Below are 21,504 nucleotides of genomic sequence, written 5' to 3'. Positions count from 1 at the left end.
GGAACAGAACATGACCGCACAACACCAAGCCAGCGGCGCCACAAGCTCCGCTCCCGGCGCCAATCTGAGCGCCCACACGCCCATGATGCAGCAGTACCTTGGCCTCAAGGCCGAGAACCCGGAGATCCTGCTGTTCTACCGGATGGGCGACTTCTACGAGCTGTTCTATGACGATGCCCGCAAGGCCTCCCAACTGCTCGACATCTCCCTGACCAAGCGCGGCCAGTCGGCTGGCAGCCCCATCCCGATGGCGGGGGTGCCCTATCACGCCATCGAGGGCTATCTGGCCAAACTGGTACAGCTCGGCGAGTCGGCCGCCATCTGCGAACAGGTGGGGGATCCCGCCACCAGCAAGGGGCCGGTGGAGCGCAAGGTCATTCGCATCATCACCCCGGGCACCGTCTCCGACGAGGCGCTGCTCAGCGAGCGGCAGGACAACCTGATCGCCGCCGTCTATCACGATGGCCGCCGCTTCGGCTATGGCACCATGGACATCGGCTCCGGCCGCTTCTTCATCAACCAGTTCGAGAAGGAAGAGACCCTGCTGGCAGAGCTGCAGCGCACCAATCCGGCCGAGCTGCTCTATCCCGAATCGTTCGAGTTCCTGCACCATATCGAGGGTCGCCGCGGCCTGCGTCGCCGCCCGGAGTGGGAGTTTGAGCTGGGCACCGCCCGCAAGCTGCTCTGCCAGCAGTTCGGCACCCAGGATCTGGTGGGCTTTGGCGTCGACAAGAGCGAGACCGCCCTGTGCGCTGCCGGTTGTCTGATGCAGTACGTCAAGGACACCCAGCGCACCGCCCTGCCCCACATCCGCAACGTGCGCCTCGAGCAGCCGGATCACGCGGTCATCATGGATGCCGCCACCCGCCGCAATCTGGAGCTGACCCAGAACCTGGCCGGTGGCTATGAAAATACCCTGGCCGAGGTGCTGGATCGCACCGCCACTCCCATGGGCAGCCGCCTGCTCAAGCGCTGGATCCACCAGCCGATCCGCGATCGGGTGATCCTGAAAGGTCGCCAGAGCACCATCAAGGAGCTCATCGAGCAGAACCTCTATGACGAGTTGGGCAACCTGCTGCGTCAGGTGGGTGATGTGGAGCGGGTGCTGGCGCGCCTCGCCCTGCGCTCGGCCCGCCCGCGAGACCTCACCCGCCTGCGTCAGGCCTTCGCCCAGTTACCCGAGTTGCAGCGCCTGCTGGCGGACAACGAGCACGAAGCGGTGCAACAACTGGCCGAGCGTGCCAGCACCTTCCCCGAGCTGCTCGACCTGCTGGAACGTGCGGTGATAGAGGTGCCGCCGGTGCTGATCCGCGATGGTGGCGTCATCCGTGACGGCTTCAATCAGGAGCTGGACGAGCTGCGGGATCTCGCCAACGGCGCCACCGCCAGCCTCGCCCGCATCGAGGAGCGGGAGAAGCTGCTGACCGGCATCAACACCCTCAAGGTGGGTTACAACAAGGTGCACGGCTTCTATATCGAGGTGAGCCGCGCCAACAGCCATCTGGTGCCGGCCCACTACATCCGCCGTCAAACCCTCAAGAACAACGAACGCTACATCATCGATGAGCTGAAGAAGTACGAGGACAAGGTACTCACCGCCCAGTCCCAGGCGCTGGCGCTGGAGAAACGGCTCTACGAAGAGCTGCTCGATGCCCTGCTGCCCCATCTCGGCGATCTGCAGGATTCCGCCGCCGCACTGGCGGAGCTGGACGTGCTGGCCAACCTGGCCGAGCGGGCCGAGACCCTCGACTACCGCTGCCCGACCCTCATCGATGAGGATCAGATCATCATCGAGGCGGGCCGCCATCCGGTGGTGGAGCAGGTGATGACAGATCCCTTTATCGCCAACCCTATCCGGCTGGAGCGGGAGCGGCGGATGCTGATCATCACAGGCCCCAACATGGGCGGTAAATCGACCTACATGCGCCAGACCGCGCTGATCGTGCTGCTGGCCCACATCGGCGCCTTCGTGCCGGCCGACAGCGCCCGCATCGGCCCCATCGACCGCATCTTCACCCGCATCGGAGCCTCGGATGATCTGGCCTCAGGAAGATCCACCTTTATGGTGGAGATGACCGAGACCGCCAATATCCTCAACAACGCCACCGCCCGCAGTCTGGTGTTGATGGACGAAATTGGCCGCGGCACCAGCACCTACGACGGCCTCTCGCTGGCGTGGGCCTGCGCCGAACAGCTGGCGAGCAAGATCGGCGCCTACACCCTGTTTGCCACCCACTACTTCGAGCTGACCCGCTTGCCGGAGCTGATGAGCGGGCTGGCCAACGTCCACCTCGATGCGGTGGAGCACGGCGACACCATCGCCTTTATGCACGCGGTGCAGGAGGGGGCTGCCAGCCGCTCCTACGGTCTGCAAGTTGCCGCACTGGCGGGGGTGCCGAGATCGGTGATCCAGCAGGCCCGTCACAAACTGCATGAGCTGGAGAGCGCCACTCCGGTCGCCGCAGGTGAAAGCCGCCCGGCTCCGGTGACTCTCGCCCCGCAGCCTCATCCGGTGGTGGAAGAGCTGGAAGCAGTGCGCCCGGACGAGCTCACTCCCCGTCAGGCACTGGACCTGCTCTATCGCCTCAAGCAGATGCTGTAATCAGCGACTACCGCACAAGCATGCAAAAGGGGAACCGCGAGGTTCCCCTTTCTATATTCAGCACCCGGCAAACCAGTCAGGCCACCGCTCGCGCCTCTCCACGGGCCCGCAGCAGGCTCTGGCGCCCCTGCCAGTAGCACTGCAGATAGCCGGACTCCAGCTTGACCGGATCCTGGGTAAAACGGGAGACCATGAAATCGACTGGTGGCGCGATCACCTCGATCTCGCAATCGGCAGGGGGATTGGCAATGAAATCGAGTGCCCGGTTGTAGGCGAGATCCCGCTCCAACATGGCTTGCGCCAGCGCAGGCTGGGTTTTCAGCAAGGCTTTGACCATCCAGCAGAAACGGGCCGGCTTCTTGCGATATCCCCAGGGCTCCGACAGCACCACCGTCATCCGCCGCGCCCCGCGACGATAAGCCTCGATCACCGGAATGGAGTCGCTGATCCCGCCATCGGCCATCGGGCGACCATCGACGCAGGGGGTATCGTGCTGCACCACCGGCAGGGCGCAGGTAGCGGTCAGCACCTCATCCATGTTGTCGGGCCACACCGGCAGATAGATGGCCTTACCGCTCGCCACATCGGTCGCCACCGCGTAGAAGGGAATGTCGCGGGCGCAGAAGGTCTCGAGATCGAGCGGGAAGCGATGGCGACTGGCCTGCCATAGCCAGCCGATGTCCACCAGATCGCCCCCTTTGACGAAACGCAGGGGATCGAGAAAACGGGAGCTGCAAGCCAGCTCGGTGATGATGTGGTGACTGCGGCGCGGCTGCTCGCTCAGGTAGGAGACCAGATTGGTGGCACCGGCCGAGACGCCCATGACGAAATCGAACGGGTAGTGGTGACTTTCGACAAACGCATCGAGCACGCCGCTGGCAAAGATGCCGCGCATCGCGCCCCCTTCGACAATCAGGGCGCAAGGGTGGGGATTAAACATAACAAGGCTCCGTCAGCTGTAATACCTGCCGGGATCGATCCCGGCCCAGTGATGGACGCCTTCATGCAGAACATCAAGACGCCGCAGCAGGACGATTCAAGCCACTTGCGCAAGCCAGAAGCAGTGCAAGGGCAAACCTGAACCGTGAAGCGACCACCAGTATATGCAGCTCACCAACCTTCAAAAAATGAATTTAAATAATAAAAAACATGCCTTATTGGCATGATTTAGCACATCGGCAGAGACGGCCCTTTATCCGGGAACAGCACCATCAGGATCAAGGCAGCCCGGGCCCGAACGTCCCGTCGACGGGGTTGTAGTGGTAGGCCCGATAATCAAAATCCACCTTATCCAAGCGCGGATTGGCCAACTCGAACAACAGGCGTCTGGGGAGCTGTGCCTGATCGAGGGAGGGTTTGAAGTGGCGCAGCCAGAGCTGTTGCAGCGAGCCATCCCGCCACGCCAGCTTGAGCCCGACCGAGAGGCGGCGGATGGCGGCCTGATTATCCTTGTGGGTGTAGAAGAGGTGGAGGAAGGGATAGTGCAGCGCCACTCGCCGATCCACGGTGAGGCCGGGCAGATCACTGTGCTGCTCCTGCTCGATAAAGAGCTCGTTGGCACCGCGGCAGAAGAGGTCGATGCGACCGCGAGCCACCAGCTTGAACAGCCGCTCGTAACCATCGATCTCCTGCACCTTGAAACCCCCATGACGCAGGATCTCCGCATCCTGCCAGCCACGGCCCTGCCCGTGCAAAAACTGCTGCAGCTCGGCCAGGGTATTGACCCTTGCCACCGCGTCGGCCTGCTGCGGGCTGACAAAACAGATGCGATAACCGAGGATGCCCAGCTCCACCGGAAAACGAACGTAATCCAGCACTCCGCTCTCCGCAGCCGGACGCAGACTGTCGGCCACAAACAGATTCGGGTATTGCTGAGTCTGCACTATCTGTCGCATCCGGATCCGGTTCATCGGCGGCGCGGCCCGCAGCTCGTAGTCACCGAAGCTGTCACGGGTCTTCTCCAGCGCCAGCTGCAGCAGCTCGCGAAAATAGATGGTGCGCTGATCCCGGTCGCTCTCCGGGCTGATATGGGTAAAGACGTCGCTCGCCCGCAGGGGGGCAGCAAGAAGTGAGAGGCTGCACAGCAGCAAGAAGGACGCGAGGCGATGAAAGGTCATACTGCTCATCCCGGGAATACACGCTCACTAGAGTGTAGCGCCGGGACGAGCAGCCTTGTAAAGAGAAGCTCAGCCTACCAGAACATCCGGCCCAGCAGGGGCGCCAGCAGCACGGTCACCATGCCGGCAATCATCATCACCATGCTGGAGACCACCCCCTCTTCGTTACCCATCTGATAGGCCTTGGCGGTGCCGGCACCGTGGGCCGAGGCGCCAAACCCCGCCCCCTTGCCGAGACGACTGCGAATGGCCAGCACGGTGAGCACGCTCTCCCCCACCGCCATGCCGATGACGCCGGTCAGCACCACAAACAGCGCCGTGAGATCGCTCTGACCGCCGATGGCGCGGGTCGCCTCCACCGCAAACGGCGTGGTGATGGAGCGCATCGCCAGACTGCGCTGCAGCATGTCGGAGAGATCGAGCCAGCGGGCCAGCAGCACGGTACTCCCCACCGCCATGATGACCGAGGCGACCACCCCCACCGACAGCGACAGCCAGTGGCGACGAATGAGCTGGCGGTTCTCGTAGACCGGCACCGCGAAGGCGACGGTGGCCGGGCCCAGCAACCAGAGCAGCCAGTGGGATTCCGCCATGTAGTCCTGATAGGGGATGTGGAACAGCAGCACCACGGCCACCAGCAGGGTCGGCGCCAGCAGCAGCGGCATCAGCGGCAGGATCCGCTTTTTGCCGTAGAGCCATTTGCTGGCGTAGTAGAAGAGCAGGGTGAGGGCGAAACAGATCAGCCCGAGCAGGGTATCAGACATGACGGCGACTCCGGCGGGCCAGTTTCAGTTCGAGGCGGTAAACCCGATCCACCACCAGTGCCGTGGTGCCGAGTACCAGAGTGGTGCTCACCAGCAGCACTACCATGATGCGCCACCCCTCTTGCAGCAGCAGCTCCTGATAGTTGACCACCGCCACCACGGCGGGGACGAAGAAGAGCAGCATCTCGGCCAGCAACCAGCGCGCACCGGCACTGAACCATTCGGCCTTGACCACTCCGAGCAGGATGCAGGCCAGCAGTAACAGCATGCCGGTGAGGTTGGCGGGCAGCGGCAGATGGAGGGTTCGAACCGCGGTATCGGCCAGCAGCCAGATGGCTGCCAGCAACACAATCTGGAAGGGAGTCTGTAACCAGCGCAAGCAGAGGGCTTTCATGATCATCGTCTTTCTGTGAACCGGCTCACAGTATAGAGTTGAGCAAAACCTGCCAGAAATGAATTAAAATTATCGAATTCATGCCGCATAGGCATACTTCATCCCGTACCCGCCAACACGAGTCGAGAGAGTCCATGGATATTCGCGCCCTGCGCTATTTTGTCGAACTGGTGCGGGAAAAAAGCTTCACCCGCGCCTCTGAAAAGCTGTTCGTCACCCAGCCCACCATCAGCAAGATGATCCGCAATATCGAAGAGGAGCTGGGCCAACCCCTGCTCAACCGGGAAGGGCGCCGCTTCACCCTGACCGACAGCGGCCAGGTGCTGTTCAACCGTGCCCAGACCATCTTGGCGGAGATGCAGCAGCTGGAGGCCGAACTGGCGGATCTGCAGAGCCTGCAACACGGTCGCCTCACCCTTGGCATTCCCCCCATGGTGGGTCACGTCTATGCGGATCTGATCCGCGCCTACCGCACCCGCTATCCCAAGGTGGAGCTGACCCTGGTGGAGTACGGCGGCCGCCGCATTGAACAGGCAGTGCTGGAGGGGGAGCTGGATCTCGCCATCACCATGCTGCCGACCAAAGAGGGGGGCGCCCTCAGCGCGCTGGAGCTGGATCAATACCCGATCCGGGTAGTGCTGCCTGATCAACCGCGCTGGCATGGCGAGGCACCGCTGCGGCTGGAGTCCCTGCAGGAGGAGCCCTTCCTGCTCTATACCCAGGCATTTACCCTGAGCGAGCGGCTGGAGCAGGCGTGTCAGGAGGCGGGCTTTGTGCCGCAGGTGGCAGCGCGCAGCAGCCAGTGGGATTTTCTCACCGCCATGGTACGCAGCGGCATGGGGGTCGCCTTCTTGCCGGAGCCGGTCTGCCACCGGCTGACCCCGGATGGTCTGGTGCTGCGGCCGCTGGAGCCCGAATTGAGCTGGCGACTCGGGGTGATCTGGCCGAGCGAGCGCTATCTCTCCCGCACCGCCGAGGCCTGGCTGGCCCTCTGCCGCCAGCGGCAGGCACCTCAGTAATCGCCGAAGCGATCGGTCTGCGGATTGTAGAAGTAGGGGCGGTAATCGAAGCTGATCCCGTCGAGGAAGGGGTTATCCAGTCGCAGCAGTCGGCGTTGGGAGAGCTTGGCAAAGGCGATGGCCGGGCCAAAGCTCTTGCGCCACAGCGCCTGTAGCGAGCCATCCTGCCACGCCAGCTGCAACCCCCGCTCGACCCGCTTGAGCGCCTCGCGATTGTTGGGATTGGTGTAGAAAACCCGGGGCAGCGGGTAGTAGATCAACAGTGCGTCATCCACCAGCAGATCCGTCATCTCCTTGTGGGTCAGCTGCTCGCTGCGCAGCTCGCTCACCCCGCGGCAGAAGAGATCGAAGCGACCCCGCGCCACCATCTTGAACAGCTTTTCGTACCCCTCCACTTCCACCACCTCCATCCCGGCGTAACGCAGGATATCCACATCCAGCCACCCCTTGCCCTGACCGAAGGTAAACTGCCGCAGCCCCTTGAGGTCAGTCACTTTGCTCACCGCCGCCTTTTGCTGCGGGCTGACAAAACAGATGCGGTAGCTGACGATCCCCAGATGGATGGGAAAACGGACATAGGCAAGCCCCAGATCCTCGCGGGTGCTGCTGTAGCTGTCCATCACAAAGAGGTTGGGATAGCTGTCGAGCTGCATGCTGAGCCGCTCGCGCGCCTTGGTCATGGGCGGCGCAGGCTCCAGCAGATAGTCGCCAAACTGGTCGCGGGTCTTGTCGAGGGCGAGCCGCAGCAGCTCCCGATCATAAGTGGTACGCGGATCCCGCTCGCTCTCCGGGCTGATATGGGTAAACCGGGTGGCCGCCTGTCCGGTCAGCGACAACATGCAGAGCAGAGCGGCGGCCAGCAGATGCAGGGGTGACATAAACCGCGCCTTGGCTGAAGGGGTACTTTCAGTGTAGCCCTGAGCGTGGGTGCTCGGCCCTGCCACCACCCCACGCTCTCCTCCCCTTTTCGGCCAGTCGCATCCATCAGCCTACTCCCCCACCGGAGGCGTGCTTCTGAGCGCTGTGGCATAACGCTGATAGGCAGCAGAGTCGCGCACCTGCTCGATAGCATCCCACACCTGCTGGCTTTGTCGGGGATGGGTCTGATAGAAGCGGTGAGAGAAGACCAGATAGTAGGGCTTCTCCACCAGCACTGGCGACAGCCGCTCTATGCGGGCCTGCAACGCGGGATGGGCCGCCAGAATGCTGTCAGCCACCTCGGTCTGGATGGCGGTCGCCTGCGCCCGATCCATCACCAGCTTTTTCAACATGATCAGCGGGTCACGGCTGGAGTCATCCACCTCGGCTCCCGCAGCCTGCAACAAGTCGACGATGGAAAATCCGGACTGGGCCGCAACCACGCCATTGACCCAGAGGGTGGTGCCATCCCACTGGCTCTTGCCCCCCTTGAGCTGGTAGAGGCTGTAGCTCTCGGTCAGCAGCCGCTTGGCAGGGTCGGGTTTGCCCTCACGCATGGGATAGACCCCCACTGTGGTCGCCCGCTCGACGCTATAGCTCATCTTGATGGCAGCATCCATCTGGCCACTGCTCACCTGAGAGAGGCAGCGTTTCCACGGTAGCGGCGTCAGCACGATCTCGGCATCAAGAGCGGTAGCAACCGCCTTGAGGTGATATTGCACAACCCCCTCCCCCGATTGCAGCAGCCAGGGGTAGGAATCACTGTTTTCAAAGCAGGTACGCAGCGTAAAGGCTGGGGTCGCAATGCCGGTGGCGGGCAGCAGCAACGCAATAAAGAGCAGATAGCGGGCAGATGCGCGCATGGGCCATATCCTTGGCGGCAATGATCTCTCCCTTACTCTATCAGAGCCTGCGCACCTGATAACTCGGCTCAGGGCAGTGAACCGAAATCATCCGCCAGCGGGTTGTAAAGGTAGGGACGATAGTCAAAACCGCCCTTGGGTAACTGCGGATTGCCGAGCCGGAAAATCTGGCGAGCCCCCAGATTGGCAAACACCAGCGAGGGTTGGAAGTGATGGCGCCAGAGCCGCTTGAGCGAACCATCCTGCCAGGCCAGTTGCAGACCGCGCGCAAGGCGCTCGCGCTCCTGAACGTAGCGGGCATTGCTGTAGAACACGTGGATCAGCGGATAGAAAATGGCCAGATGGCGATCGACCGTCAAACCGGCCACCTTGCCCTGATGAGATTGCCACTCCGGCAGGCTCTCGTTGGCCCCACGACAGAAGAGATCGATGCGCCCTCGTGCCACCATACGAAACAGCGACTCGTAGTTATCCACCTCATGCACAGTCAGCCCGCCGTGGCGCAGGATCGCCGCATCCTGCCAGCCGGTGCCCACCCCTTGAGTGAAGTGGCGCAACTGATCCAGGGTGTTCACCCGCGCCAGCTCGGCAGCACGATCCGAGCCGACAAAACAGACCCGATAGCCGAGGATCCCCATATCGATCGGGAACGGGATCGATGCCACCTGATCCGCCACCGCCTCCCCCTGATAAGGCCAGCTGTCGACAATAAAGAGGGCGTTTTTGCCCGGCTCCTGCACCTCGATCCGCATCCGCGCCTTGTTCATCGGCAGGGAGTCCAGCAACTCGTAGTCGCCATATTCGGGGCGAGTCTTCTCCAACGCCAGCTGCATCACCTCACGGTAATAACGCATCCGCATGTCCTGACTGTTTTCAGGACTGAGTAGGGTAAAACGTGTGGCAGCCAGCAAGGCAGAGGGGAAGGATAAACAGAGGCAAAGCAACAGAAGTCGGTACATCATGGCTGAACTCATACAACGGGGTTCACCCAGTATAGACTGGCACACTCCCCGTTGAGCACGGGGCAATCACGGCTTGCGCGTCCGATCACAGGTGAGGCAATCCGGGCCACCACAGGCCCGGAGAGCAGGTTCACACCGTGCCCGGCACTACTCTTCGCCGATAGGTGCGGCGATCCACTTCATCAGCGTTAGCATATCCTGCGGCGCCACGCCGACCGAGAGGCCGCGCTTGCCGCCGCTCACCAGGATCTCGTCAAACTGCAGCGCCGACTCATCGAGCACAGTGGGCAGCAGTTTCTTCTGCGCCAGCGGGCTGATGCCACCCACCTTGTAACCGGTCAGCTTCTCCGCTTCCGCCGGTTTCATCATCTCCACCTTCTTGAGACCGGTCGCCTTGGCCAGCTGCTTCAGGCTGCACATACCGGATGAGGGAACGATGGCCACCACCGCCTGCTTGTCGTGATGGGCGACCAGGGTCTTGAACACCTGCGCCTCCGGCAGCCCGAGCTGGGTCGCGGCATGCTTGCCGAAATCGTCGTGGGCTTCGCACTCATAGGGGTAGAGCTTGTGGGGGATTTTGAGCTTCTTCAGCAGGTTGATGGCAGGAGTCATGATGGTTGCCTTGAATCGAATCGCATAAAAACAAGGCCAAACAGTCTGCTCCTTACACTTGGGTGATGCAAGTCGCACTCGAACGTTGATGTTCGGCAAGAGTTAGAGCAAGCCAATACTTTTAACAAACTGGTTAGGGGCAATTAGTCACATGGCAGGACATTGCCCATTCAGCTCAATACACTCCTTACGAAACTTGCCCCATGGTTTGGGGTCTGTAACGCCATTTAGTTTCAAGCCCATATTGATCAATAGACTCCGGAAAATCCGGAGCTGGCGCAAAATATTGAACTCAGCCCGCTCATGTGTGAGATGAGTAGACGCAACCAATTGAGAAATCGAGTCATCAACTGCTGAACCATACTCATGACGGAAATCATCCAAGGTAGCATCGAACGTTGATTCTCTGAGCTCTTTTAGGATGGAGGGAGACATAGTGGAATAGTCTTGAGCTTTAGTAATCAAGCCATCACAGACCGTGTTGATATCCGTTGTATTAGCCCATGATGCGGAAGAAATGAGCAGGAAAAGTAAATAGAGTTGGCGCATGAATAGATGTCCACCATAAAGGCAGAAATAATGCTGCAATCAACAAATTTTGAAAAGGGCGCCTTGTCGGCGCCCTTTGGCTTGATGGATATTGCTGAAGCTTGCTGGCTTGGGCTGGCTATCAACCGGTGTTGCGCATCCCTGCGGCAATACCGGCGATGGTGACCATCAGCGCCTTGTCCAGCTCGGGGTGAAGGGTCTCCGGATGGTTGCGGGAGCGGTTGAGCAGCTCGGCCTGCAGCACGTTGAGCGGGTCTGTGTAGGGGTTGCGCAGCTTGATGGACTCCTTGATCCAGGGCTGATCCTCCAGCAGATCCCCGCGCGGGCTCAGTTTCAGCACCACCTCGATGGATTCGGCGAGCTCCTGACGCAGCTGTTTGCCAAGGCCCCACAGCTCCTGCGGTACCAGACGGGTGTCGTAGTACTCGGCGAGCCAGACGTCCGCCTTGAGGAATACCATCTCCAGCATTTCGAGGCGAGTGCGGAAGAAGGGCCACTGGGCGCTCATCTCTTCCAGCACCGCCAGCTTGCCGCCGTCGATAGCCTGTTGCAGCGCCTTGTGGGCACCGAGCCAGGCCGGCAGCATCAGGCGGTTCTGGGTCCAGGCGAAGATCCACGGAATGGCGCGCAGGCTCTCGACGCCGCCGTTGGGCTTGCGCTTGGAGGGACGGGAGCCGAGCGGAAGCTTGCCGAGCTCCATCTCCGGGGTGGCGGCACGGAAGTAAGGGACGAAGTCCGGATGACCGCGCACGATACTGCGGTAGTGCTCGCAGGAGTCGGCGGCCAGCTGTTCCATCACCTCGCGCCAGCACTCTTTCGGCTTGGGCGGCGGCAGCAGGTTCCCTTCCAGCACGGCGCTGGTGTAGAGCTCCAGACTCTTGATCGCCACTTTCGGCAGGCCGAACTTGAAGCGGATCATCTCCCCCTGTTCGGTGGTACGCAGACCGCCGCGCAGGGATCCCGGCGGCTGGGAGAGGATCGCCTGATGGGCAGGCGCACCACCACGACCGACGGTACCGCCACGGCCATGGAACAGGGTGAGTCGGATGTTGTTGGCTTCGGCAAGTCCCACCAGGGATTCCATGGCGGCGTACTGGGCCCAGCCAGCGGCCATCATGCCCGCATCCTTGGCGGAGTCGGAGTAGCCGATCATCACGTACTGACGGCCCTGAATGTAGCCGCGATACCAGTCCACCGAGAGCAGACGCTCCATCACGGCGGTGCCTGCCATCAGGTCATCCTGGGTCTCGAACAGCGGGGCGACCGGCATGCGGAACTTGCAACCCGCCTCTTTGAGCAGCAGTTGCACCGACAGCACGTCGGACGGTGCACCGGCCATGGAGATGATGTAGATACCGAACGCATCGGGGTCGTGCTCGGCGATGACCTGACAGGTATCCAGCGTCTCGCGCACCTCGGCGCTCGGTTCCCAGTCGTGGGGAATGAGCGGGCGACGGGAGTTCAGTTCGTTAAGCAGGAAGGCCTGCTTGTCATCTTCGCTCCACTCGGCGTAGTCACCCAGACCCAGATAGCGGGTCAGCTCGGAGAAGACCAGCCCGTGACGCTCGCCATCCTGACGGATATCCAGCTTGACCAGATGGATGCCGAAACAGGCGACTTTGCGCAGCACGTCCAGCAGCATGCCGTCGGCGATGTTGCCCATGCCGCAGGCGTGCAATGAGTGGTAGCAGAGTTCCAGCGGCTCGCGCAGCTGGGCGGTGGTCTTGACCAGATCCTGGCTCTCGCTCACCTGACCCTGCACCTTGGCGGTGAGGTGCTCCTTGGTTTCGCGCAGCGCTTCACGCAGTTCGCGCACCAGCGCACGGTAAGGCTCGGGGTGATCGCCAACGCGAGCACGCACGGCGTCGGTACAGTCGGACATGGAGAGCTCGGAAGTGAGCTCCTTGATGTCTTTGTAGAACAGGCTCACCGCCATCCAGCGGCCCAGCTCCAGCACTTCGGCAGTCACCTTGGCGGTGACGAAGGGGTTACCATCGCGGTCACCGCCCATCCAGGAAGTGAACTTGACCGGCGCGGCATCCAGCGGCAGCCGCACACCCAGATGGTGTTGCAGACGCTCGTCCAGATTGCGCATGAATTCTGGGATGGCTGGCCACAGGCTGTTCTCCACCACGGCGAAGCCCCACTTGGCCTCGTCGACCGGAGTCGGGCGCTGTTCGCGGATCTCGTTGGTGTGCCACGCCTGATTGATGAGCTGCTCGATGCGATTGAGGATCTTGTCCCGCTCGCGGGGCAGCAGGTCGGAAAGCTCCAGCGCCTCGAGGCAGTCGTTGAGCTGTACGTGCTTGTGGATCAGGGTGCGACGGGTCACCTCGGTGGGGTGAGCGGTCAGCACCAGATCGATATCCAGCTCGCGCACGGCCTGAATGATGGCCTCTTGCGACAGGTTGGAGGCTTTCAGCTTGTCGAACATCTGCTCCAGCGGATCCGGGGTGCAGACCTGCTCTTCGCAGCGACGGGAGATGGTGTGAAACTGTTCCGCCACGTTGGCCAGATTGAGGAACTGGCTGAAGGCGCGGGCCACCGGCAGCAGTTCATCATCGCTCAGGGTGCGCAGGGTATCGAGCAGACGTTCCCGGTCTGATTCATTGCCCTTGCGGGAGGACTTGGCCAATTGGCGAATGGTTTCGATCTTGTCGAGAAAGGCCTGACCCTGATGATCCTTGATGGATTTACCCAGCAGCTGACCCAGCATACCTACGTTGGCGCGTAGTGCGGCGTACTTTTCGTTCATTCCACATCCTTATCTTGTTGGTGCCTGACACCCATCCGGGGTGCTAGACGACCTCACTTATTGTTGTGCGATTACAACATATGCTCCGTCATCTTAGGGTGACAATCTACCCAGATTGTCTGCGCAAGGTCAAATAACAGGCCGATTCAGAACATGTATTTCCATCATCACTCCACAACCGGCTTGTTATGTAACTTACTTACAGTTTTTACGCCCCTTTCACCGCCGCCGCTACAGGCAAAAACGTCTGATCAGGTGCTGCAACACCGAGGTGGTCGGCTTGACGAAGGAGAGGTCGAGATACTCATCCGGCTGGTGCGCCTGGGTGATATGACCGGGGCCCATCACTATGGTCTGGCAGCCAAGCTGCTGGATAAACGGCGCCTCGGTGCAGTAGTTGACCGACTCGGCGGCGCGGCCGCTCGCCTTCTCAGCTTCGCGCACCAGCACAGAGTCGTCGGCGCAGGCGTAGGCGGGAATAGGCTCGTGCAGATGTTGCAGATGCAGGCAGCCCGGCTGGTGGATCTCGATGGGAGTGAGCGCCTCTTTGAGCATCCCCATCAGCTCATCCGGCCCCACCTGCGGAGTGGGTCGCAGGTCGATATGCAGCTCGCAGCAGCCGCAGATGCGGTTCGGGCTGTCGCCGCCCTGGATGTAACCCAGGTTAAGGGTCGGCTGCGGCACGGCAAAGCGGTGGTCGGCGTAGCGATCTTTCAGATCCTGCTGCAAGCGCAGCACCTGCCCCATCGCCTTGTGCATGATCTCCATGGCGTTGACGCCGTTGGCGGGATCCGAGCTGTGACCGCTCTTGCCGGTAATGCGGATCGCCTCCGACATATGCCCCTTGTGGGCCACCACGGGCACCAGTCCGGTCGGCTCGCCAATCACGGCGTAGTCGGGTTTGAGCTCCGCCGCCGCGGCGATGGCACGGGCCCCCGCCATGGTGGTCTCTTCGTCGGCAGTGGCGAGAATGCGCAGCGGCTTGGTCAGCTTGGTGAGGTCGATCTCTTTGAGCGCCTCGACGATAAAGGCGAAGAAGCCCTTCATGTCGATGGTGCCGAGGCCATAGAGGCGATTGCCCTCTTCGGTCACCTTGAAGGGATCCTTGCTCCAACCCCCCTCATCGAACGGCACCGTATCGGTGTGACCCGCCAGCAGCAGACCGCCATCCCCCTGACCGATCGTCGCCACCAAATTGAACTTGCCCGGCAGATCGGGGAACGCTGTCACCTCGCACTGAAAACCAAGCTGACCGAACCAGTCAGCCAGCAGCCGGATCACCGCCTCGTTGCTCTGATCCCACTTGGGATCCGTGCTGCTGACAGAGGGAATCGCAATAATATTCTTATAAAGTGAAAAAAAATCCAGATTGGCCATCAGCTCCTCCTTGCGTCCCCGGAATGTTTCTGTTAGAAAATACAAATGCAAAGTGAGTGCATGAATATTCTGTAATTTTACCTGAATATCTGGCTCATCAACAAAGGCTTCTAGTTGTAAGGGAAAGTTAATGTTCTGTCACCTGATCTATAACCGACGACACACACCCGCCTGAATTGCCCCTCCGCACTTGTGCAAAGGGGCGCTCGAACACCCTTGTGCACTGCAGCGTCATGCTGTGAATCTCGAACTCTGACTTGGAATATTCAACATGCTTAACACCGTTATCGTCGGTGCCAGTGGCTACGCGGGAGCCGAACTGGCCGCACTGGTACAGAACCATCCACAACTCAAACTGTTCGGCCTCTATGTCTCCGCCGGCAGTCAGGATGCCCACAAGCGCTTCTCTTCCCTGCATCCCCAGTGGGTCGGCGCCCTCGATCAGCCTCTGCTGCCGCTGGACGACGACGGCATGACCCGGATCCTGACCCAGGCCGATCTGGTGCTGCTGGCCACCGCCCACGAGGTGAGCGCCGAGCTGGCGCCCAAGTTTCTCGCCAAGGGGCTGCCAGTGTTCGATCTCTCCGGCGCCTTCCGGGTCAAGGATCAGGGCTTTTACGACCGCTTCTACGGCTTCACCCACGACAGCGAACAGTGGCTGGATCAGGCCGTCTACGGTCTGGCTGAGTGGAATGCCGATGCCATCGCCACCGCCCAGCTGATTGCGGTGCCCGGTTGCTACCCGACAGCATCGCTGTGCGCCCTCAAGCCGCTGCAGCAGGATGGCCTGATTGCCAAGGGGTGGCAGCCCATCATCAACGCCGTCTCCGGGGTTTCCGGCGCCGGTCGCAAGGCGGCCATCAACACCAGCTTCTGCGAAGTGAGCCTCAATCCCTACGGCACCTTCAATCACAGACACCAGCCGGAGATCAGCCACCACCTCGGCAAGGAGGTGCTGTTCCAGCCCCACCTTGGCAACTATGTGCGCGGCATTCTGGCCACCATCTATGTGCAGCTGGCGGACGACGTGACGCCGACCCAGGTGGATCAGGCCTTCCTCAAGGCTTACGAAGGCAAGCCGCTGGTGCGCCTCACCGGCCAGATGCCATCCATTCGCGGCGTCGCGGGCACCCCTTACTGCGACATCGCCTGGCAACAGCAGGGCAACATGCTGGTGGTGGTCTCAGCCATCGACAACCTGCTCAAGGGAGCCGCCTCGCAAGCCATGCAGTGCATAAATATCAAATTCGGATTTGAACCGGCCACCGGCCTGATTTAAGGACTTAGGAAGGATCTCGAACATGGACAAACAGACGTTGGTAATCAAGCTGGGCGGCGCCCTTATCGAGAACGACGAGGCGCTGACCGCCCTGTTCGCCACCCTCAAAACCTTTCTCGACGATCAGCACCGTCCGCTGGTGCTGGTGCACGGCGGTGGCTGTCTGGTGGATGACCTGCTCAAGGGGCTGGGTCTCACCTCCACCAAGAAGAACGGCTTGCGGGTGACCCCGTTCGAGCAGATCCCCTTTATTGCCGGGGCGCTGGCGGGCACAGCCAACAAGCAGATGATGGCCAAGGCGATCGCCACCGGCATTCCGGCGGTGGGGCTCTGTCTGGCGGATGGCGGCCTCTGTCAGGTGACCCAGCTCGACCCGGATCTCGGCGCGGTCGGCGAGTGCAAGCCGGGCAACCCGGCACTGGTGGCGGGGATCCTCGGTCAGGGCTTCCTGCCGGTGGTGAGCTCCATCGGCATCACCGCCGAAGGGCAACTGATGAACGTCAACGCAGATCAGGCGGCCACCGCCATTGCCGAGGCGCTCGGTGCCGATCTAGTGATGCTCTCCGATGTGAGCGGCATCCTCGATGGCAAGGGCAAGCTGGTGCCCCAGCTCGACAAGGTGACCGCGCTGGATCTGATGGAGAAAGGGGTGATCCGCGATGGCATGGCGGTCAAGGTAGAAGCTGCCCTACACGCCGCCGAGACCCTCGGCAAGCCGGTCTGTGTCGCCAGCTGGCGTTACCCGGACCAGCTGCTCAAGCTGCTGGCTGGCGGCGCCGTCGGCACTCAAGTGGCCATTTGATCTCCACCGGAACAAGGAACATCCGATGCAACATCTTCTGAAAGACAGTGATCTGAACAAAGCCCAGATCGAAGCGCTGATTGCGCTGGGCAAAGCAGTGAAGGCCGACCCGAAGAAGTACAGCCAGGCGCTGGCCGGCAAGAGCGTGGTCACCCTGTTCGAGAAGCCCTCCCTGCGCACCCGGGTCACCTTCGACATCGGCATCGCCAAGCTGGGCGGCCACAGCGTCTATCTGGATCAGCAAAACGGCGCGCTGGGCAAGCGGGAGTCGGTGAAGGATTTCGCCGCCAACCTGTCGCGCTGGTGTGATGCCATCGTCGCCCGGGTGTTCGATCACCAGACCCTGGTCGAGCTGGCGGAGCACGGCACAGTGCCGGTGGTGAACAGCCTGTGCAACCTCTACCACCCCTGTCAGGGGCTGGCCGACTTTATGACCATTGCCGAGCACTACGACGACCTGTCGAAGGTGAAGCTTGCCTACCTCGGTGATGGCAACAACGTCAGCCACTCTCTGCTGCTGCTGGGGGCGACCCTGGGCACCGACGTCACCCTCATCTGCCCGAAAGGTCACGGCCCGGATACCCAGATCTTCCTGCAGGCGCAGGCACTGGCGGCCAAGTCGGGGGCGACCATCCACATCAGCGATGACGTGGCTGATATCGAAGGGTTCGACGTGGCCTACACAGATACCTGGGTCTCCATGGGCGACAACACCCCGATGGAGCAGGTCAAAGACCTCTTTATGCCTTACCAGATCAATCAGGCCCTGCTCGACCGCACCGGCATCCAGCATGTGCTGCACTGCCAACCGGCGCACCGGGAGCTGGAGATCACCTCGCAGGTGATGGATGGCCCCGCCTCCCTCATCATGGACGAGGCCGAAAACCGGATGCATATCCAGAACGCCGTGTTGCTGACCCTTCTTGGCGGCAAGTAACGCGGTACTCAACCTGAATCACGACCCTTTATCGAATCATCATCGAATCATCACGGAGAGAAGTAACATGAGCGGAATCAACAAGATCGTACTGGCTTACTCGGGTGGACTGGATACCTCGGCCATCATTCCCTGGCTGAAAGAGCACTATGACGCCGAAATCATCGCCTTCGTAGCTGACGTCGGTCAGGAGCGCGACGATCTGGAAGGGATCGAGCAAAAAGCCATCGCCTCCGGCGCCACCAAGTGCATCATCAAGGATCTGCGCGAAGAGTTCGTCAAAGAGTACGTCTACCCGACCCTGAAGACTGGCGCTGTCTATGAGGGCACCTATCTGCTGGGCACCTCCATGGCCCGTCCGGTGATCGCCAAGGCGATGGTCGAGGCCGCGCTGGCGGAAGGGGCCGATGCCATCTCCCATGGCTGCACCGGCAAGGGTAACGATCAGGTGCGTTTCGAAGGTGCGGTTGCCGCGCTGGCGCCCCAGCTGAAAGTGATCGCCCCGTGGCGGATCTGGGACATGCGCTCCCGGGAAGATCTGCTCTCCTATCTGGAGACCCGCAACATCCCCTGCAAGGCGACCCTGAAGAAGATCTACAGCCGCGACGCCAACGCTTGGCACATCTCCACCGAGGGTGGCGAGCTGGAGAGCACCTGGAACGAGCCGTCCGAAGCGGTCTGGCAGTGGACCGTACCGGCCGAGCAAGCTCCGGATCAGCCGGAGTACGTCAAGCTGACCGTGGCGCAGGGAGAAGTGGTGGCCGTTGACGACCAGCCGCTCAGCCCGCACCAGATCCTGATGACCCTGAACGAGCGTGCCGGCAAGCACGGCGTGGGCCGCATCGACATCACCGAAAACCGGATGGTGGGCATGAAGTCCCGCGGCTGCTACGAAACCCCGGGCGGTACCGTGATGGTCGCCGCGCTGCGCGCCGTGGAAGAGCTGGTACTGGATCGCCCGACCCGCGCCTGGCGGGAGAAGCTGGGTGCCGAGTTCTCCCATCTTGTCTATGACGGTCGCTGGTTCACCCCGCTGTGCAAGGCGATCCTCGCCTCTGCCAACGCCATCGCCGAAGATCTGGACGGTGAAGTGGTGCTGAAGATGTACAAGGGTCAGGTCACTGCGGTGCAGAAGAAGTCGCCGAACAGCCTCTACTCCGAAGACTTCGCCACTTTCGGGGCCGATGAAGTGTATGACCAGAGCCATGCCGAAGGCTTTATCCGTCTCTACACCCTGGCCAGCCGGATCCGCGCCATGAAGGAGCAACATCAGGCGATCGGTGGTGATCATACCCACGGTTAAGCCACTGGAGTTAATCCGCTGGTACCAAAGAGGGGGCATGGCCCCCTCTTCTACAGGCAGAGGGCATGGCCCCTGACCCATCATCGGCGGGTGTGACAAGAGCGGCAGCGCCCCGGCCGCTTCTGTGAGATAACAGGGGCTGTGTGAATATGATGCTGACGTATTTTCTCCCTTCTCCCCTTGCGGGAGAAGGGGCGGGGATGAGGGGGGAATTACCCTCACCCTAGCCCTCCCCCAGAGGGAGAGGGAACCGATTCGCAGTTGCTGGATTTGACGTGTTCAACGGCAACAGCACTCATCACCACCGCACTGTTATGCAGGAAAATACAGGGCAAGATTTCTGCGCGCAGGCCAAGAGGCCGCGCGAGTACGGCAGGCGTAAACGCCTACCGACAACGCATTCAAGGAGAGCAGTATGGCACTTTGGGGTGGACGCTTCAGTCAGGGAGCCGATAGCCGGTTCAAGCAGTTCAACGATTCGCTACGGTTCGATTACCGACTGGCGGAGCAGGATATTCAGGGCTCCATGGCCTGGGCCAAAGCGCTGGTCAAGGTGGGCGTCTTGACCGCCGATGAGCAGGGCAAGTTGCAACAGGCGATGGAGGTGCTGCTCGCCTCTGTGCAGCAGGATCCCCGGCAGATCCTGAGCTCGGACGCCGAAGATATCCACTCCTGGGTCGAGAGCCAGCTGATTGCCGCCGTCGGCGATCTCGGCAAAAAGCTGCACACCGGCCGCTCGCGCAACGATCAGGTCGCCACCGACCTGAAACTCTGGTGCAAGGCACAGGGCGAGCTGCTGCTCGGCTCCATCACCGCCCTGCAGCAGGGACTGGTCGCCTCCGCTCGTGCCAATCAGGCCGCGGTGCTGCCCGGTTACACCCACCTGCAGCGGGCCCAACCGGTCACCTTCGCTCACTGGGCGCTGGCCTATGTGGAGATGCTGGAGCGGGACTACTCCCGGCTGCAGGATGCCCTCAAGCGCCTCGACACCAGTCCGCTCGGCTGTGGTGCGCTGGCGGGCACCGCCTATGCCATCGACCGCGAAGCGCTGGCGCTCGACATGGGCTTTAGCGGCGCCACCCGCAACAGTCTGGATTCGGTCTCCGATCGGGATCACGTAGTGGAACTGATGCACGTGGCGTCCCTCTCCATGACCCACCTGTCGCGCTTTGCCGAAGATCTCATCTTCTACAACACCGGCGAGGCGGGCTTTGTCGAGCTCTCCGACGCGGTGACCTCAGGCTCGTCGCTGATGCCGCAGAAGAAGAACCCGGATGCGCTGGAGCTTATTCGTGGCAAGACCGGCCGGGTGGTCGGCGCCCAGATGGGCATGCTGATGAGCCTCAAGGCGCTGCCGCTGGCCTACAACAAGGATATGCAGGAAGACAAAGAGGGGCTGTTCGATGCCCTCGACACCTGGCACGACTGCCTCGACATGGCGGCGCTGGTGCTGATCGATCTGAAGGTCAACGGCGAGCGCACCATGGCGGCAGCGCAGGGCGGTTACGCCAACGCCACCGAGCTGGCGGACTATCTGGTGGCCAAGGGAATTCCGTTCCGTGAAGCGCACCATATCGTCGGCGAAACCGTGGTCTTCGCCATCAGCGTGGGCAAACCGCTGGAAGAGCTCTCCATCGGCGAGTTCCAGCGCTTCAGCCCGGTAATCGAGTTCGACGTCTACCCCAATCTGGAACTGGAAGCGACTCTCGCCAAACGGGTTGCCAAAGGCGGCGTCGCCCGGGAGCAGGTAGAGGCAGCCCTCACTGCCGCCGAACAGTGGCTGGCCAAACGGGCGGGTTAAGCCAACCGGCTTGTCATTCGGATAAGCAACTACAGCGGCAGCCTGAGTTTACTTAGTGTCTGCCACACAAGCCACACAAGCACTTTTTGACTAATTGATCTAAATACTGCACAAAAAAACGGTTCCGTGGGGAAAGTGTCAATTTGGCTCCAACCCCTTTGCTTTGTCTGGCATGCAATAATAAAGGGAGGCATTATGCCTCCCTCACTCATTAGTCATTACATTGACTAGTCCTGAAATAGGTTTACACATTTTCAACTAGCATTTCTCTACTCAGAACCCCCTATGTACCGCATCGGGGGTTCTGTATTTCAACGCATGATGCGGCCGCTCCGCGTTGTAAATATCCACCGCCTCACGCACCATTTCCCGCGCTTGCGTCAAATCCTGCGGGCTTTGCAACAACTCTCCTTTCAAAATCCCGTTCACCCGCTCCGCCAACGCATTCTG

At 61.3% G+C, this 21,504-nt stretch carries 19 protein-coding genes; 7 read left to right on the top strand and 12 right to left on the bottom strand.

Annotation, left to right across the window (positions count from 1 at the left end):
• Positions 1 to 82 precede the first annotated feature (82 nt).
• Positions 83 to 2,602: a DNA mismatch repair protein MutS gene (gene mutS, locus AB5Y82_RS11145; RefSeq protein ID WP_174218981.1), complete on the top strand. Its 2,520-nt coding sequence runs from the start codon at positions 83 to 85 to the stop codon at positions 2,600 to 2,602.
• A 76-nt stretch (positions 2,603 to 2,678) separates the two neighbouring features.
• Here mutS and AB5Y82_RS11140 read toward each other — a convergent pair whose 3' ends face one another.
• The 4 genes from AB5Y82_RS11140 to AB5Y82_RS11125 all read right to left on the bottom strand — a co-directional run bounded on the left by AB5Y82_RS11140 (position 2,679) and on the right by AB5Y82_RS11125 (position 5,877).
• On the bottom strand, positions 2,679 to 3,542 hold the full coding sequence (locus AB5Y82_RS11140) for a patatin family protein (protein ID WP_111900281.1): 864 nt from the start codon (positions 3,540 to 3,542) through the stop codon (positions 2,679 to 2,681).
• A gap of 277 nt (positions 3,543 to 3,819) precedes the next feature.
• On the bottom strand, positions 3,820 to 4,719 hold the full coding sequence (locus AB5Y82_RS11135) for a hypothetical protein (protein WP_111900282.1): 900 nt from the start codon (positions 4,717 to 4,719) through the stop codon (positions 3,820 to 3,822).
• Between the two features lie 74 nt (positions 4,720 to 4,793).
• Positions 4,794 to 5,483, bottom strand: coding sequence for an LrgB family protein (locus tag AB5Y82_RS11130; RefSeq protein WP_041210813.1), 690 nt, complete (start codon positions 5,481 to 5,483; stop codon positions 4,794 to 4,796).
• Positions 5,476 to 5,877, bottom strand: coding sequence for a CidA/LrgA family protein (locus tag AB5Y82_RS11125; protein ID WP_041202734.1), 402 nt, complete (start codon positions 5,875 to 5,877; stop codon positions 5,476 to 5,478). The genes AB5Y82_RS11130 and AB5Y82_RS11125 overlap by 8 nt, the downstream gene beginning before the upstream one ends.
• Positions 5,878 to 6,011: 134 nt before the next feature.
• Between AB5Y82_RS11125 and AB5Y82_RS11120 the strand changes: the two genes are divergently transcribed.
• Complete coding sequence (locus tag AB5Y82_RS11120; protein ID WP_103252113.1) at positions 6,012 to 6,896, top strand: LysR family transcriptional regulator; 885 nt, start codon at positions 6,012 to 6,014, stop codon at positions 6,894 to 6,896.
• Here the strand turns inward: AB5Y82_RS11120 and AB5Y82_RS11115 are convergent.
• The 7 genes from AB5Y82_RS11115 to argE form a co-directional block, all read right to left on the bottom strand.
• A complete protein-coding gene (locus AB5Y82_RS11115; protein WP_080768631.1) occupies positions 6,890 to 7,774 on the bottom strand; it encodes a transporter substrate-binding domain-containing protein in 885 nt (294 codons plus the stop codon). The genes AB5Y82_RS11120 and AB5Y82_RS11115 overlap by 7 nt on opposite strands.
• A gap of 111 nt (positions 7,775 to 7,885) precedes the next feature.
• The gene (locus AB5Y82_RS11110) at positions 7,886 to 8,677 is read right to left on the bottom strand and encodes a substrate-binding periplasmic protein (RefSeq protein ID WP_368173961.1); all 792 of its coding nucleotides are present in this window, start codon (positions 8,675 to 8,677) and stop codon (positions 7,886 to 7,888) included.
• Positions 8,678 to 8,745: 68 nt separating this feature from the next.
• Positions 8,746 to 9,639, bottom strand: coding sequence for a hypothetical protein (locus AB5Y82_RS11105; protein WP_368173960.1), 894 nt, complete (start codon positions 9,637 to 9,639; stop codon positions 8,746 to 8,748).
• Between the two features lie 147 nt (positions 9,640 to 9,786).
• On the bottom strand, positions 9,787 to 10,251 hold the full coding sequence (gene ybaK / locus AB5Y82_RS11100) for a Cys-tRNA(Pro) deacylase (protein WP_005336092.1): 465 nt from the start codon (positions 10,249 to 10,251) through the stop codon (positions 9,787 to 9,789).
• Positions 10,252 to 10,398: 147 nt separating this feature from the next.
• Positions 10,399 to 10,800 carry a hypothetical protein gene (locus tag AB5Y82_RS11095; protein ID WP_111900285.1) on the bottom strand — a complete coding sequence of 134 codons (402 nt, stop codon included), beginning with the start codon at positions 10,798 to 10,800 and terminating at the stop codon, positions 10,399 to 10,401.
• Positions 10,801 to 10,921: 121 nt separating this feature from the next.
• Positions 10,922 to 13,555: a phosphoenolpyruvate carboxylase gene (ppc, locus tag AB5Y82_RS11090; RefSeq protein ID WP_110304448.1), complete on the bottom strand. Its 2,634-nt coding sequence runs from the start codon at positions 13,553 to 13,555 to the stop codon at positions 10,922 to 10,924.
• A gap of 231 nt (positions 13,556 to 13,786) precedes the next feature.
• Positions 13,787 to 14,932 (bottom strand): acetylornithine deacetylase, encoded by a 1,146-nt coding sequence (argE, locus tag AB5Y82_RS11085; protein WP_368173959.1) that lies wholly within the window; start codon positions 14,930 to 14,932, stop codon positions 13,787 to 13,789.
• A gap of 271 nt (positions 14,933 to 15,203) precedes the next feature.
• On the opposite strand from argE, the gene argC reads away from it, so the two are divergent.
• From argC to argH, 5 genes are all read left to right on the top strand, one after another.
• Entirely contained in the window at positions 15,204 to 16,211 is a 1,008-nt protein-coding gene (argC, locus tag AB5Y82_RS11080; protein ID WP_158110315.1) for an N-acetyl-gamma-glutamyl-phosphate reductase, read from the top strand.
• Between the two features lie 22 nt (positions 16,212 to 16,233).
• The gene (gene argB, locus AB5Y82_RS11075) at positions 16,234 to 17,013 is read left to right on the top strand and encodes an acetylglutamate kinase (protein WP_158110316.1); all 780 of its coding nucleotides are present in this window, start codon (positions 16,234 to 16,236) and stop codon (positions 17,011 to 17,013) included.
• Between the two features lie 25 nt (positions 17,014 to 17,038).
• Entirely contained in the window at positions 17,039 to 17,950 is a 912-nt protein-coding gene (locus tag AB5Y82_RS11070) for an ornithine carbamoyltransferase (RefSeq protein WP_033135648.1), read from the top strand.
• A 67-nt stretch (positions 17,951 to 18,017) separates the two neighbouring features.
• Positions 18,018 to 19,253, top strand: coding sequence for an argininosuccinate synthase (locus AB5Y82_RS11065; RefSeq protein ID WP_033115910.1), 1,236 nt, complete (start codon positions 18,018 to 18,020; stop codon positions 19,251 to 19,253).
• 415 nt (positions 19,254 to 19,668) lie between these two features.
• Positions 19,669 to 21,054, top strand: a complete 1,386-nt coding sequence (gene argH / locus AB5Y82_RS11060; RefSeq protein WP_368173958.1) for an argininosuccinate lyase — start codon at positions 19,669 to 19,671, stop codon at positions 21,052 to 21,054.
• 273 nt (positions 21,055 to 21,327) lie between these two features.
• On the opposite strand, the gene AB5Y82_RS11055 is transcribed toward argH, so the two are convergent.
• Positions 21,328 to 21,504 (bottom strand): integrase core domain-containing protein (locus tag AB5Y82_RS11055; RefSeq protein ID WP_368173962.1); only part of this gene is annotated, 177 nt, incomplete at its 5' end.

The sequence above is a fragment of the Aeromonas sp. s13 genome (assembly GCF_040907905.1).
Lineage (GTDB): Bacteria > Pseudomonadota > Gammaproteobacteria > Enterobacterales > Aeromonadaceae > Aeromonas > Aeromonas veronii.
Note: the sequence above shows the minus strand (reverse complement) of the source record. Positions and strands in the feature narration are given on the sequence as shown.

What these genes read in the sequence shown, in the direction of transcription:
- mutS (WP_174218981.1), top strand. Translation starts at nt 83, where the DNA reads ATGATGCAGCAGTACCTTGGCCTCAAGGCCGAGAACCCGGAGATCCTG.
- AB5Y82_RS11140 (WP_111900281.1), bottom strand. Translation starts at nt 3,542, where the DNA reads ATGTTTAATCCCCACCCTTGCGCCCTGATTGTCGAAGGGGGCGCGATG.
- AB5Y82_RS11135 (WP_111900282.1), bottom strand. Translation starts at nt 4,719, where the DNA reads ATGACCTTTCATCGCCTCGCGTCCTTCTTGCTGCTGTGCAGCCTCTCA.
- AB5Y82_RS11130 (WP_041210813.1), bottom strand. Translation starts at nt 5,483, where the DNA reads ATGTCTGATACCCTGCTCGGGCTGATCTGTTTCGCCCTCACCCTGCTC.
- AB5Y82_RS11125 (WP_041202734.1), bottom strand. Translation starts at nt 5,877, where the DNA reads ATGAAAGCCCTCTGCTTGCGCTGGTTACAGACTCCCTTCCAGATTGTG.
- AB5Y82_RS11120 (WP_103252113.1), top strand. Translation starts at nt 6,012, where the DNA reads ATGGATATTCGCGCCCTGCGCTATTTTGTCGAACTGGTGCGGGAAAAA.
- AB5Y82_RS11115 (WP_080768631.1), bottom strand. Translation starts at nt 7,774, where the DNA reads ATGTCACCCCTGCATCTGCTGGCCGCCGCTCTGCTCTGCATGTTGTCG.
- AB5Y82_RS11110 (WP_368173961.1), bottom strand. Translation starts at nt 8,677, where the DNA reads ATGCGCGCATCTGCCCGCTATCTGCTCTTTATTGCGTTGCTGCTGCCC.
- AB5Y82_RS11105 (WP_368173960.1), bottom strand. Translation starts at nt 9,639, where the DNA reads ATGATGTACCGACTTCTGTTGCTTTGCCTCTGTTTATCCTTCCCCTCT.
- ybaK (WP_005336092.1), bottom strand. Translation starts at nt 10,251, where the DNA reads ATGACTCCTGCCATCAACCTGCTGAAGAAGCTCAAAATCCCCCACAAG.
- AB5Y82_RS11095 (WP_111900285.1), bottom strand. Translation starts at nt 10,800, where the DNA reads ATGCGCCAACTCTATTTACTTTTCCTGCTCATTTCTTCCGCATCATGG.
- ppc (WP_110304448.1), bottom strand. Translation starts at nt 13,555, where the DNA reads ATGAACGAAAAGTACGCCGCACTACGCGCCAACGTAGGTATGCTGGGT.
- argE (WP_368173959.1), bottom strand. Translation starts at nt 14,932, where the DNA reads ATGGCCAATCTGGATTTTTTTTCACTTTATAAGAATATTATTGCGATT.
- argC (WP_158110315.1), top strand. Translation starts at nt 15,204, where the DNA reads ATGCTTAACACCGTTATCGTCGGTGCCAGTGGCTACGCGGGAGCCGAA.
- argB (WP_158110316.1), top strand. Translation starts at nt 16,234, where the DNA reads ATGGACAAACAGACGTTGGTAATCAAGCTGGGCGGCGCCCTTATCGAG.
- AB5Y82_RS11070 (WP_033135648.1), top strand. Translation starts at nt 17,039, where the DNA reads ATGCAACATCTTCTGAAAGACAGTGATCTGAACAAAGCCCAGATCGAA.
- AB5Y82_RS11065 (WP_033115910.1), top strand. Translation starts at nt 18,018, where the DNA reads ATGAGCGGAATCAACAAGATCGTACTGGCTTACTCGGGTGGACTGGAT.
- argH (WP_368173958.1), top strand. Translation starts at nt 19,669, where the DNA reads ATGGCACTTTGGGGTGGACGCTTCAGTCAGGGAGCCGATAGCCGGTTC.